This is a genomic window from Porphyromonas circumdentaria, assembly GCF_900167105.1.
GTDB classification, from domain to species: Bacteria; Bacteroidota; Bacteroidia; order Bacteroidales; family Porphyromonadaceae; genus Porphyromonas; species Porphyromonas circumdentaria.
This window is the reverse complement of sequence record NZ_FUXE01000016.1, coordinates 26,826-39,118: the sequence shown is the minus strand read 5'-3', so window position 1 is coordinate 39,118 and position 12,293 is coordinate 26,826. Positions and strand designations below refer to the sequence as shown.

Annotated in this window: 12 protein-coding genes; 6 read left to right on the top strand and 6 right to left on the bottom strand. The window is 41.2% G+C overall.

What is annotated here, in order from left to right; all coding sequences use genetic code 11:
• Positions 1-3: 3 nt before the first annotated feature.
• The 3 genes from B5D06_RS07315 to B5D06_RS07305 all read right to left on the bottom strand — a co-directional run bounded on the left by B5D06_RS07315 (position 4) and on the right by B5D06_RS07305 (position 4,054).
• The gene (locus B5D06_RS07315) at positions 4-1,008 is read right to left on the bottom strand and encodes an NAD(P)H-dependent glycerol-3-phosphate dehydrogenase (RefSeq protein WP_078737351.1); all 1,005 of its coding nucleotides are present in this window, start codon (positions 1,006-1,008) and stop codon (positions 4-6) included.
• Positions 1,009-1,054: 46 nt separating this feature from the next.
• Positions 1,055-2,779 carry a lysine--tRNA ligase gene (gene lysS / locus B5D06_RS07310; protein ID WP_184227901.1) on the bottom strand — a complete coding sequence of 575 codons (1,725 nt, stop codon included), beginning with the start codon at positions 2,777-2,779 and terminating at the stop codon, positions 1,055-1,057.
• A 717-nt stretch (positions 2,780-3,496) separates the two neighbouring features.
• On the bottom strand, positions 3,497-4,054 hold the full coding sequence (locus B5D06_RS07305; RefSeq protein ID WP_078737350.1) for a methyltransferase family protein: 558 nt from the start codon (positions 4,052-4,054) through the stop codon (positions 3,497-3,499).
• A gap of 387 nt (positions 4,055-4,441) precedes the next feature.
• Here B5D06_RS07305 and dapA point away from each other — a divergent pair, with 387 nt between their 5' ends.
• From dapA to B5D06_RS07285, 4 genes are read left to right on the top strand one after another with little or no spacing between them, the layout of a single operon-like run.
• Positions 4,442-5,353, top strand: coding sequence for a 4-hydroxy-tetrahydrodipicolinate synthase (gene dapA, locus B5D06_RS07300; RefSeq protein ID WP_078737349.1), 912 nt, complete (start codon positions 4,442-4,444; stop codon positions 5,351-5,353).
• A 19-nt stretch (positions 5,354-5,372) separates the two neighbouring features.
• A complete protein-coding gene (gene recF / locus B5D06_RS07295; protein WP_078737348.1) occupies positions 5,373-6,482 on the top strand; it encodes a DNA replication/repair protein RecF in 1,110 nt (369 codons plus the stop codon).
• A gap of 1 nt (position 6,483) precedes the next feature.
• The gene (locus tag B5D06_RS07290; protein ID WP_078737347.1) at positions 6,484-6,777 is read left to right on the top strand and encodes a DciA family protein; all 294 of its coding nucleotides are present in this window, start codon (positions 6,484-6,486) and stop codon (positions 6,775-6,777) included.
• Between the two features lie 60 nt (positions 6,778-6,837).
• Positions 6,838-7,869 carry an HU domain-containing protein gene (locus B5D06_RS07285; protein ID WP_078737346.1) on the top strand — a complete coding sequence of 344 codons (1,032 nt, stop codon included), beginning with the start codon at positions 6,838-6,840 and terminating at the stop codon, positions 7,867-7,869.
• Positions 7,870-7,945: 76 nt separating this feature from the next.
• Here B5D06_RS07285 and B5D06_RS07280 read toward each other — a convergent pair whose 3' ends face one another.
• Genes B5D06_RS07280 through B5D06_RS07270 form a run of 3 tightly spaced genes read right to left on the bottom strand, consistent with a single transcriptional unit; the run spans position 7,946 to position 10,753 of the window.
• Entirely contained in the window at positions 7,946-8,878 is a 933-nt protein-coding gene (locus B5D06_RS07280) for a tRNA modification radical SAM protein MnmL/YtqA (protein WP_078737345.1), read from the bottom strand.
• Positions 8,878-9,960 (bottom strand): DNA polymerase III subunit delta, encoded by a 1,083-nt coding sequence (gene holA / locus B5D06_RS07275; protein ID WP_078737344.1) that lies wholly within the window; start codon positions 9,958-9,960, stop codon positions 8,878-8,880. Before holA ends, B5D06_RS07280 begins: the two co-directional genes overlap by 1 nt.
• 16 nt (positions 9,961-9,976) lie before the next feature.
• On the bottom strand, positions 9,977-10,753 hold the full coding sequence (locus B5D06_RS07270; protein ID WP_078737343.1) for an AMP nucleosidase: 777 nt from the start codon (positions 10,751-10,753) through the stop codon (positions 9,977-9,979).
• A 40-nt stretch (positions 10,754-10,793) separates the two neighbouring features.
• Between B5D06_RS07270 and B5D06_RS07265 the strand changes: the two genes are divergently transcribed.
• Both B5D06_RS07265 and B5D06_RS07260 read left to right on the top strand, forming a co-directional pair.
• On the top strand, positions 10,794-11,306 hold the full coding sequence (locus tag B5D06_RS07265; protein WP_078737365.1) for a type I restriction enzyme HsdR N-terminal domain-containing protein: 513 nt from the start codon (positions 10,794-10,796) through the stop codon (positions 11,304-11,306).
• A 65-nt stretch (positions 11,307-11,371) separates the two neighbouring features.
• Entirely contained in the window at positions 11,372-12,289 is a 918-nt protein-coding gene (locus B5D06_RS07260) for an ABC transporter ATP-binding protein (RefSeq protein ID WP_078737342.1), read from the top strand.
• Positions 12,290-12,293 lie beyond the last annotated feature (4 nt).

The following is a 12,293-nucleotide window of genomic DNA, read 5'->3' as shown; positions in this document are numbered from 1 at the left end:
CTACTATTTGAAGTGATGAGATAACTCTAAAATTATTTTTGCGGGGTCTTTTTTTTCGTAAAGGATACTGTAAACCGCGTCGCAAATAGGTAAATTGACCTGATAGTGTTTGTTAATCTCTCGAATACACTTGGTTCCATAGTAGCCCTCTGCGATCATCTCCATTTCGGACTGTGCAGCGCGTACACTATAACCACGGCCAATCATATTCCCAAAAGTGCGGTTTCTACTGAATTGAGAATAAGCCGTTACCAGCAAATCCCCCAAGTAAACAGAGTCTGTGATGTCTCTTTTGATAAGGTGTACTGCGTTGATAAACGAATTCATCTCGGCAATGGCGTTGGAGATAAGTACCGACTGAAAGTTATCTCCATACTGTAACCCATTGCATATACCTGCGGCAATAGCGTATATGTTCTTCAAGACAGAGGCATACTGTACACCCTCTATATCGTTAGAGGTAACACAACTAACAAAATCGTTGCGTAGTGCTTGAGCAAATACTTCTGCTTTTTTTAGATCACTGCAGGCTACAGTGAGGTACGAGCGACGATGACGTGCCACCTCTTCGGCATGACAAGGACCTCCGATAACCCCTATATTTTCTCTGGGTACATCAAATTCGTCCATTAAGTATTGAGATACCAAAACGTTCTCTTCTGGTACAATACCCTTAATTGCGTTAATGACAAATTTGTCTCGGATACTTGATTTACGAACCTTTTTTAAGTAGCCTTTGATGTATGGAGAGGGGGTGATTAAGACAATAGCATCACTGCTCCGAAAGAATTTGTTGATATCCGACTCGGAAAAGAAAGTTATTTTGCTCGTATCAAACTCGATAGCTTGAAGATAGGTGGGATTGTGCCCAAGGCTCTTGAAAGCCTCTATTTGTTCGGAACGACGTATGAACCAATTAATATGGGGCTGGGTGGTTAGTATAATCTTGGCAATAGCCGTAGCCCAACTACCTCCACCCAAAATTCCTATAACACCATTCTGTTGCATAGTATTTACTCTTTAGCCCTTTTAATAAAGAGGGTACTAAATCTAATTAAGCTTGAACCCAACAGGTTACTTCGTCCAGAGAGGGCATTGTGAACCCCAGTTTGTATTTTTTGTTTATTTCGCTAATAGCCTGTAGTATTTTGCCTGGTTTTTCGCCCTTTAGGCTATCTACCGTTAGATAACCTGCTTTATAAAGTATGGGCACTATTTCTTCCGCAATGCCTACTGTTCTAAATAGCTCTGCTTTGTCTCTTTTTGCTACTATCTCAGGTTTCATTTGTGGGAAAAGCAAAACCTCTTGGATGCTCTCCTGTCCTGTGAGTAGCATAACCAAACGGTCCATGCCGATACCCATACCTGAGGTAGGGGGCATACCATATTCCAATGCGCGGATAAAATCTTGGTCGATGAACATAGCTTCATCATCTCCCTTTTCTGAGAGTTTCAGCTGTTCTTCGAAGCGTTTCTTTTGGTCAATAGGGTCGTTGAGTTCACTATAAGCGTTCGCCAACTCTTTCCCATTAACCATAAGTTCAAAGCGTTCTGTAAGTTCAGCATTAGTTCTGTGCTCTTTGGTGAGGGGAGACATCTCCTTAGGATAGTCCATGATGAAAGTGGGTTGGATGTAGTGCTTTTCACACTTCTCTCCAAATATTTCATCAATAAGTTTCCCCTTACCCATACTTTCAGAAGTTTCAATGCCAAGTTTTTTACATACGGCACGTAGCTCTTCCTCTCCCATGCCGCTAATATCTATACTGGTGTGCTCCTTAATGGCATCAATCATTGTTACCCGACGGAAAGGTGGCTTAAAACTAATCTTTTTGTCGCCCACCTGAACTTCTGTTGTGCCTAACACATCTAAGGCAATGCGTTCCAACATTTGTTCGGTAAAAGACATCATCCAATTGTAATCCTTATATGCCACATATATTTCCATGGCGGTGAACTCTGGATTATGAGTGCGGTCCATCCCCTCGTTACGGAAGTTGCGACTAAACTCATACACGCCATCAAACCCTCCTACGATGAGACGTTTTAGATAAAGCTCGTTGGCAATGCGGAGGTACAGAGGTATGTCTAATGTATTGTGGTGTGTTATAAAGGGGCGTGCTGCAGCTCCTCCTGGTATGGGTTGGAGTACAGGCGTATCTACCTCTAAATAACCATGTTCATCAAAGAAACGACGCATAGAAGAGAAGATGCGAGTTCTTTTGACAAATATATCTCGTACATGATCGTTTACGATTAAATCTACATAGCGACGACGATAGCGTTGCTCAGGATCGTTAAATCCATCGAAAACCTGTCCATCTTTAGATTTTACAACGGGTAATGGACGGAGGGATTTGCTCAGTACAGTAAGACTTTGGGCATGGATTGATATCTCTCCCGTTTGCGTCTCGAATACGAATCCTTTGATTCCGATAAAATCACCTATATCAAGGCATTTTTTGAATACAGTAGCATAGAGTTCCTTATCTTCTCCAGGGCACAAATCATCTCTTGTTATATAGACTTGAATACGTCCAGTGCAGTCTGCCAGTTCTACAAAAGAGGCTTTACCCATGATGCGACGGCTCATAATACGCCCCGCAACGCACACCTCCCGTGGAGGATTTTGCTCTTTGTTAAAGGTTTTAATGATTTCTTCCGCCCAAGCATTTACGGGGTATTCATCTGCAGGATAGGGGTTTATGCCCAATTCCTTTAGTTGAGTGAGACTATTGCGACGAGCTATCTCTTGGTCGCTAAGCTCCAATATATTCAAATCTATCATTATCTCTCTATCTTATTTCGCAGTAGTTTGGGTACGAAAGTATACCCATATTAAGCTCATATATTGCCACAAAGATAACTTTTTATTGTGGCAATTCATAAATACTTTACATAGAGAGCTATTGAGCTTGCCGAGAGTTGGAAAATGTTGTCGCCAAAGTTTCTATAGGTGAAAACGAAAGTTTGCATAGGAGACGACTAAAGTTTCCATATATGCAAACTTTAGTTTGTATAGGAGATAACTCAAAGTGGCCAAAAGCCGTAAATAGCATTGAGACGCGTCATAGCATTATTCTCATACCAGATAGCCTTGTACAGTAGGCCTAAGAGTAGTCATTTCTCTTTAGTTCCCGTACAGGATTGCTCCTTATACAAAATTTTGAGGGGGGAGGAGTTACTACTTTATAATAAGAGGGACTTTGGAGCAATGCCTCATCTCGTCCTGAATAAGTAAGGCGTTTTTTACGAAACAACCTAAGATGAAGAGGTTTTATTGCTCATTTCTTTCGTTTGACAAACGCATCCAAGATTCCTCGCATAGGCGGATACCATCTATACCCTGTACGATGGTAACATTCTCTTCATTGATGAAATTGGTAACACTCATAATGTTTTAATATTAATGGGTTTCTAAAAATTAGTCTTGAAAGTAGGGGTTAGTGCTTCTGAAGATGAGAAAACTTCTTCTATTTCTTACCTATTCGGTTTTTCAAAAATATCTCGGAGTATTGTTCTTGTAACGTATGTATTCTTCTCCATAGGTAGTCGCACAGTAACGCTCTTCTCCCAAGATAACCCAGTGGGTAAGAATAAAGAAAGGTATGATGATAAGCAAAAGCCAAAGAGAGGCAGAGCCGATACAAACACCGAGCATCCCAGTGTGAAAAGCAAAATACATAGGGTTGCGAGAGTAGCGGTAAATGCCGTTTTTAATCGTTTTGTCGGCGGAAGCAACGGCATAGGAATGGATAGCCGCAATGAAGACAAACAGAGAAATAGAATATATAACAGTGCCTACCACAAACCACCAAGTACCTATTTTTAGTGGAATAAATAGGGAAACAATCAGCAGAAGTATCTGTAAGAATGAACTTCCGTGAGAGTTTTGCCGATCTTTTTTCGTGTACCACGAGGTGTCTACAGCTCGTTTCCCTCCCTCTTTGTATATGAGCATGTATAAAAATTGGATTAATACTATGCCAAAAGAGGGTATCCAAGCATTGAACCATCCCAGTTCAAAGGAGGTAAAAAAGGCAATATTATTCATCGCTTAAATTTCCTTCGTATAAAACTACTTCAATCCAGATGCGAAGAGTTTGTTTTTATAATTTTTGCAATGTTACGCCTTTTTGATTTTTTATACAATACCCATAAGTAGGGGCTGCTTTTTTCGCCGATATAAAGAACAATTGGGAGGGTTGATGATAGGAGAGTTTATTAGAGATTTTTACATAGAGGGTTGCGTAGGGAGAGTATATGAAATAGAGATTTTAAGTTTTTTCGCGCTTTCAGTAGCAGTATAATTGTCAAAACCATTTCCATGAGAGTATTTAGTACGCTATTGGAGAAAAGGGTATTCTTTTTTTGCTTTACAGGTTGTATATTTGCTGTTGTTTTTATACGATTCAGTTTCATTTGAAAATAATCCTAATCAATGAATAAGATAACCCGCTCAAAAGCTCTTTTCTCGGGGTTAGGTGTTGCTTTGGTTACTCCGTTCCTTGAGAACTCCTCAGTGGATTACCAAAGTTTGACGACTCTGGCACTTCATACTATGAAGGGAGGGGTGGATTTCTTGGTGCTTTTCGGTACCACGGGAGAGTCTCCTACTGTTTCCATAGAAGAGCGAAAGGAAGCCTTGTATAAAGTACATGAGGTTACAGAGGGGAAGATACCCATTGTGTTAGGTGTTGGAGGAAATGATACTTTACGTTTGGTAGAGCGTTTGCACAATTTGCCTAATGACCTTCTGGCTGGAATTCTTAGTGTAACGCCTTATTACAATAAACCCTCTCAAGAGGGTCTTTATAAGCACTTTTCTCTGCTCGCAGAGAATACGCCTCTACCTCTTATTCTATACAACATAATGGGGCGTACAGGGGTAGATCTTCTGCCCGATACAGTGCAGCGTTTGCGCCGAGATTATCCTCAAAGAATAGTAGCTATAAAAGAGGCTACGGGGAAGTTGGAGCGAGTAGTGGAGCTTGTCGAAAGTAATGACGAGGATTTTACGGTTCTTTCGGGAGATGATCATCTTACGCACGAGTTTATGAGGGCAGGGGCACGTGGTGCCATATCTGTAGTGGCTAACATTTATCCCCAGTGGGTGAAATCGATTATTGCCGACTATACTTCTCCCGAGGCTCAGTACCGAGACATGGCATTGGGACAGTGCTACAAACAGTTGTTTGCAGAGGGTAATCCCAGTGGTATTAAGGAATGGCTTCATCTTATGGGGCACATTGCTACTCCTACATTACGTCTACCACTTGTAAATGTTTCGGAAGCTCTAAGGGAAGAAATGAAGGCTTCAATAGAGAACTTACAAAAGCTCGGAGCTTGTTAGTCTTTATCTCACAAAAGGAATGATACTTTCCCACATAGATCTTATTGCTTTTAAGAGTATAAGTGCTGCTTCTTGCGATTTGGCACCGAAACTCAATTGCCTTTTAGGGGGTAATGGTATGGGAAAAACTAACTTTTTAGATGCTATCCATTACCTCTCCATGACCCGTAGCCATCTCAATACGATAGATCGTATGGCTGTACAGCATGGGGCTGCGGAATCAATTATATCAGGGTGCTATCTCAACCTCCAAGATCAAACGGAAGATACCATAACGCTAAGGATACGTCCAGAAAGTCCCAAAGCTTTGAGCAGAAATGGTCGGCTCTATAAAAGGCTCAGTGAACACATTGGGCGATACCCTCTGGTGACTATATCCCCACAGGATTATCGGCTCATAAGAGGGTCGAGCGAGGAGAGAAGGCATTTTCTGGATCGTATGATTGCACAGCAGAACCCTACCTATTTGAATAATCTTATTCGTTACGACCACCTCGTCAATCAGCGTAATAACTTGTTGCGTGGCGAGCAGGTAGATGATATGCTTTTTGGGGTAGTGGAAGAGCAAATGGCTTTGATAGGAAGAAGTATTGCACAGGAGAGAGCTTCGTTTATCTCCTCTTTTACTCCTATCTTCAACCAGTTTTATCAAACTATCAGCCAAGAGGGGGAGCAGGTATCTCTTCATTATAAAACTAAAACAGCTCCAACCGTAGAGGAGTATCTCTCTGCATTGCGGCAAAATCGTCCCATAGAACGTATGGCTGGGCACTCGATGTATGGAGTGCATAAAGATGATTTGGATATGTTTATTGATGAATACCTAATCCGAAAAATCGGTTCTGAGGGGCAGAATAAGACCTATCTAACGGCGTTGAAATTCTCTGAATATCAAATTGTCGCCGAGAAACTGAAATGTCGGCCGATACTTCTTCTCGATGATTTGTTCGACAAACTCGATGCCGACCGAGTGGAGCGTATTATAGAGATTGTTGCCAGTTCGCTTTTTGGACAGATTTTTATTACGGATACCAATCGTAAGTATTTGGATGCTATTATTCATGCACAGGGAGAAGAGTATCATCTTTTTAAGGTAGATAGGGGAGAGATTACCCAATTGCCAAATTGATATGCAGAAGAAATATCCCGAGAAAATAGGAACCCTGCTCAAAGAGTGGCTTGAACAGGAGGGGATTTTTGCCGAGGGCATTTATCAAGATAGAGCTTTACAGCTTTTTCGAAAGCGTATGGTCACCATTGCGGGGCACATAAAAGAGAGTTCGTGCCGAGGTAATATCTTATACGTCAGGATGCGCTCTTCTGCAATGGCACAAATGTTGCGAGAAAATAAGGATTATATAATACAGAGTATCAATGAAGAACTCAATTATATAGCGATTGAAGATATACGAATTTTTAATTAGTCTTTGGGGAATCGTATAAAAACTCTAACTTTGTGAGAAGTATATCTTTGAACTTTTTGGATGAGTAGACTTTCTAATAACATAGATACACTGTTAGCTTTTCACGACTGTGTAATAATACCCTCTTTTGGAGCTATCATAAAGGAGCAAGTTGCGCCCTATTATGACAGAGAAAAGGCGGTGTTGTATCCTGGAAAAAGAACGCTACATTTCAACAAAGAGTTGAGAGAGCGAGATGGTTTCTTAGATGAAATTTACGCTCATAACTATGGCTTGAGTAAGAGAAGGGCTCGTCTATTGGTTGATCAAGACGTAGAGGATTTGATTGCTGTTCTTCACCGTACGGGAAAAACTACGCTAAATTCTATTGGAAGCTTCCATTTGGTGGATAATGGAGTACTCGATTTCCTCCCCGAGAATAGTTCCTCTCCGTTCTCTTCGGGAGATTCTTATGGTCTTGTCCCCTATTATCTTCCATCGTTGCAGGAGAAAGCCTCTTTGGAGAACTTTTTTGTACAAGAGGAACAGCAAGAGAAGAGGGGAGAAGATTATTTTTATTTTCGTATTCACAAGAGGGCTACTGCTTGGGTGGCAGCCGCTGTAATTCTCGTTATTTGTTTGTTGCCTGTAACCTATCAGCCTGTAGGTAACTATTTCAGCGCAGGTGTTTTACCTTTTATGCAGAACAGTCGTGTTGAAAATGCTACTTCATCGGACGAACTTTTGGTGCAGGATGTTCTTCCTCAAGAGAGTAGTTCTGAGATTAAACCCGAAGAAAATGCTGTTGAGAAGAGTTTCGCTGAGTTGCCAGATAAAGCAGCAGATAAAGTTGTTCTTTCGTCAGCCTCTCCTGTACAAGGATATTATGTTGTAATTGGAGCTTTCCGAACGGAGCAGAAAGTTCTCTCTTTTATAGAGAGTTGTAAGGATGCGTCGTTTGCATCTACTATGGGATACCTACAAAAAGGTTCGAGAAAAGTTATTTATGCAGTACGTAAAGATACTGCCGAAGAAGCCCAAGAATTTATACGTTCTTTGCTAAAAACCGACCCAACTTACAGTCAAGCGTGGGTGCTCCATTATTCGGAATGAAGTTTGGACTTTTGGTTTGAAATATTGGTTATAATACAATTTGAAGTTAATAGAAATAGGAAAGCCTCTTCTTTGTTTAAAGGGAGGCTTTCTCGCGTTGTATTGCTTTCTTTTTTAGCAATGCTGTAAAGGCATAGTTTTTTAGTTCCCATCGAGGAGCTATTAACAGTTCTGGAGGAGTTTGAGAGACAAATCTATCTACCGTAATGTGAGGAGAAAGGTGCTCAAGAAAGTCTAAACATAGATCGGCATACTCTTCGGGAGTGAAGAACTGGAATTCTTCTGGGTGTGAGGCATACTCTAAAGCCATAGGCGTTTGCGCCACAATTTGTAATTGATGTACTTTCAGTAGAGAGAGGGGTAGAGTGGAGAGGTTTTCTGCATGAGATAGCATCTCTTGATAGCTTTCTTGAGGAAGTCCCAATATCAGGTGTGCTCCTACCAGAATCCCTCTTCTGGCGGTTTCTATGATCACTTCTTGGCTTTGTTCCCACGTGTGCCCTCTTTTCACCCGTTCTAAAGATCTATTGCAGGTACTCTCTACTCCATATTCGACTAACACAAATACTTTTTTACTTAATTCGGAGAGATATTTCAATAGTTCTTGGGGCATGCAATCGGGGCGGGTGCCTATTACAATGCCTACAACCAAAGGGTGTTGTAGAGCCTCCTCATAGAGGGTTATCAATTCTTGTATAGAGCGACCATAGGTGGAGGTGTAGGTTTGAAAGTAGGCTAAGTAGCGCATAGAGGGATATTTATAGCGAAAGAATTCAATCCCTTTTTTTAGTTGCTCCGATATAGAGTCTTGGGCGTTTGCAAAAGTGGGGCTGAATGCCTTGTTGTTGCAGTAGGTACACCCCCCTCTTCCTTTGGTCCCATCTCTATTAGGACAGGTTGTGGCTACATTGAGGGTTATTTTTTGAATCTTTTCATTAGGGAAGAATCTTTTGATAAAGTGTCCAAAGTCAGAGGAGGATACTCTATCAAAAAGGGAGGTAGTAGTCATTATGCTAATATAAAGGTTACTAAATCGGTAAGTATGCCCTGTGCGGTATAATCTCCTTCTTCTGCTCCTTTGAAACGAGCTTCTGCCATTCGCAATTCGTGGATAATATCAAAGGTCTGCTTAGCTGTAAAGTAGTTTTTTGCCGTAAGATAGTTATGGGTGGCAAACTTATTACGTAGAGAAAGGAGGGTAGCTATCCCTTCTGGAGAAATGGTCGTTGGTTGGTATAGTACAGCCAAAAGGTTTACGAAAAAAGAATATAGGATAGACAATATCATGGGGAGGGGATATTTCTTTTCGTTTTCTCCCATGTATAAAGCTATTTCATATGATTTTATTCGATTTTTATTTACAAGAGCATCTAATAACTCGTATATAGAATAGTCTCGAGACTTTACAACGTACTGGCAGAGCGTCTGCTTAGAGATGCATTTGTTGGGATAGCAAGAGGCGATGATGGACATTTTTTTTAATTCACTGTTTATAACCGTTCCGTTATATCCGACGAGCTCTATTAAAGCCTCCATAGCGTCGGGCATAAGAGACATATCTTCCCTCTTGCAAATGTAGGAAATCAGGGAGGCTGCGTCTCTTTTGTTCTTTAGTTTGGGCGATAAGAGAATAAAAGAATGGGCTTCTTTGAATTTGTCCAATAGTGTTTTGTGCTGCTCAATGTCGCCCACGTAACATAAGAGAAGGGTGGTGTTGTTAGGAATAAGGGTTGCGTTTTCTGCAATTAACTCCAATTTTTTAATGTTTTGAGCCTCTCGTACAAGGAAAAGTCTTTCCCCTCCGACGATGGAAAAGGACTGTACAGACAGCAGTAGTTGCTCTACAGAAATATCAGAACCATATAGTATATTTCGACTCAGATCCCACTCCTCCTTATCAATAAAAGAGGAGGTAAATAGTTGGTCAACGGCATCAATATAAAATCTTTCCTCTCCTGCCACCAATATAATAGAGGGAAGGACTGTTTTTTGAGCAACACTTTTTTCCAGTTTTATGAGCAAATCTTTGGAAGATATGTGCTTTTCTTTCTGGCTATCCTTTTCCTTTTTTCTATAATTCTGAGGAGTCATATTGTTGCAATAGTGCCTACCAAGAAAAGCGAATACCCGATAAAGAGGGTCGATCTTCTTGGATTATTTTTAGAGTGTCTATACCCAAATTGAGGTGTTGCAGTGCGTAATTAGCTGTTACTTCTTTATCATTGGCCTCTGTTTTTATACCCTCTGGTGTCATGGGTCGGTCAGAAACCATAAGAATACCTCCAATAGGGATTCTATTAACATATCCCGTGGTGAAAAGGGTTGCCGTTTCCATATCGATACCATCTGCGTGGGTCGAGCTGAGGTATTCTCTAAATTGAGCGTCGTGCTCCCACACCCTCCTGTTAGTTGTGTATATAGTGCCTGCTACATAAGAAAATCCTTTGTCTTGAATGGCAGAAGAGGAGGCACGAAGCATTTTGAAAGAGGGAAGCGAGGGTACCTCTTGAGGAAGATAGTCATTGCTTGTCCCTTCACCTCGTATTGCTGCAATGGGCAGTATAAAGTCTCCTAAAGAGTAACGCTCCTTGAGTGCTCCACATTTGCCTAAGAATATAACGGCCTTGGGGTCTACTGCAGAGAGTAGGTCCATTATTGTAGCTGCATTGGGACTTCCCATGCCAAAGTTGATGATGGTTATACCATCGGCTTGAGTATTGGGCATTGCAGAGTCTTTCCCGACGATAGGAACGTTATAACGCTCTGCAAAAATATGTAGATAGTGATCGAAGTTGGTTAAAAGGATATAAGGAGAGAATCCCTCGCAGGGTCTCATCGTGTATCGGGGTAGCCAGTTAGCTACGATTTCTTCTTTGGTTTCCATTTTGTATTGCTCTATCTATTGCTTACCTTTGCGTATGCGTATGAAAGTCAATTCTGTCCCCGACTCCCATCCCTACAAAGATAAAGTTAATCTGCTTAATTTACCATCTTATGATGCTCGGATAGAGGATGTAGAGGGTAAACTTTATGTTTTTGACGATATCAGAGGTAAGATGGTACATTTAACTCCCGAGGAATGGGTTCGGCAGCACTTCGTACACTATTTAATGGATTGCTTAGGTTATCCTCGCATGAGTATTACTAATGAAATGCAGTTGATAGATACTCCGAGAGCTAGCCGTACAGATACTGTTGTCTTTGGGCATGGGGGAGAGCCTTGGGTATTGATCGAGTATAAAGCCCCCTCTTTAAGGCTTACTAAAGAAATGTGGCAACAGTTGAGCAATTATAACCTCTCCTATCGCTCACCATACTTAGTGTTAACGAATGGTCTAAAACATATTGTCTGTAGAATTAATTATCAAGAAAGGAAGTACCAATTTCTAACAGAGCTACCTTCCTATGCTCTTCTTTGCAAGGAGTTGGGAGGGTAGAAGTGTTTTTATGGGTAATATAATAACAGAGTACAAAATCAAAATCATTATAAAATATAAGGAAAATGAATTTTCTCGAAGCACAGCATATCGTTAAGCGATATTCTCGACACCTGGCTTTAGATGACGTATCTATAAGTGTCCCCAAGGGTTCTGTTTTCGGTCTTCTTGGTCCCAATGGCGCAGGGAAGACTACATTGATTCGTATTATCAACCGTATTACGGCTCCCGATGAGGGACAAGTTTTTTTCGATGGAAAACCTTTTTCAGAAGCAGACATTGCTCGTATCGGGTACTTACCCGAGGAAAGAGGGCTTTACCGCAAAATGAAAGTGGGAGAGCAGGCCATCTATTTGGCTCGTCTTAAGGGAGTTGATAAGAGAACCGCTCATAAGAGGCTGACCGAATGGTTTGAAAAGTTTGAGATTATGCCTTGGTGGGATCGTAAGGTAGAAGAGTTGAGTAAGGGCATGCAGCAAAAGATACAGTTTGTTTGCACCGTAATCCACGAGCCTGAGTTGCTTATATTCGATGAACCTTTCAGTGGCTTTGACCCCGTGAATGCAGAGCTGTTGAAGAAAGAGATTTTAGCCTTGAGAGACAAGGGCTGTACTGTTATTTTCTCTACTCATAATATGCAGTCGGTAGAAGAAGTCTGTGATGAGTGCGCTCTCTTCAAGTCTTCTCGCGTGGTACTGGCGGGTAACGTGCAAGAGGTGCGTCAGAGATTTAGTCAAGGAATAGTAGAGGTGGAGTTGGATATACCTAACCCTTTGACAGAGGATAAACTATCCTCATTGTCTGTCTTAGAGAGTTCTTTTTCTTCGGGGCGTCAGACATTAAGAATCCTACGTAAGCAAGAAATGTCTAATAGAGAGTTACTTTTTTCTCTTCCCCCAGTGGGAAATCTTATCAGTTTCCGTGAAGAGATTCCTTCGATGCATGATATTTTCATTCAGACCATAACAGAAAACAAGCAGTAACTAT

Excerpts from the sequence above, each read along its gene's own strand:
- B5D06_RS07260 (WP_078737342.1), top strand. The coding sequence starts at position 11,372 with ATGAATTTTCTCGAAGCACAGCATATCGTTAAGCGATATTCTCGACAC.
- holA (WP_078737344.1), bottom strand. The coding sequence starts at position 9,960 with ATGACTCCTCAGAATTATAGAAAAAAGGAAAAGGATAGCCAGAAAGAA.
- recF (WP_078737348.1), top strand. The coding sequence starts at position 5,373 with ATGATACTTTCCCACATAGATCTTATTGCTTTTAAGAGTATAAGTGCT.
- B5D06_RS07270 (WP_078737343.1), bottom strand. The coding sequence starts at position 10,753 with ATGGAAACCAAAGAAGAAATCGTAGCTAACTGGCTACCCCGATACACG.
- B5D06_RS07285 (WP_078737346.1), top strand. The coding sequence starts at position 6,838 with ATGAGTAGACTTTCTAATAACATAGATACACTGTTAGCTTTTCACGAC.
- dapA (WP_078737349.1), top strand. The coding sequence starts at position 4,442 with ATGAATAAGATAACCCGCTCAAAAGCTCTTTTCTCGGGGTTAGGTGTT.
- B5D06_RS07265 (WP_078737365.1), top strand. The coding sequence starts at position 10,794 with ATGAAAGTCAATTCTGTCCCCGACTCCCATCCCTACAAAGATAAAGTT.
- B5D06_RS07280 (WP_078737345.1), bottom strand. The coding sequence starts at position 8,878 with ATGACTACTACCTCCCTTTTTGATAGAGTATCCTCCTCTGACTTTGGA.
- B5D06_RS07305 (WP_078737350.1), bottom strand. The coding sequence starts at position 4,054 with ATGAATAATATTGCCTTTTTTACCTCCTTTGAACTGGGATGGTTCAAT.
- B5D06_RS07315 (WP_078737351.1), bottom strand. The coding sequence starts at position 1,008 with ATGCAACAGAATGGTGTTATAGGAATTTTGGGTGGAGGTAGTTGGGCT.
- B5D06_RS07290 (WP_078737347.1), top strand. The coding sequence starts at position 6,484 with ATGCAGAAGAAATATCCCGAGAAAATAGGAACCCTGCTCAAAGAGTGG.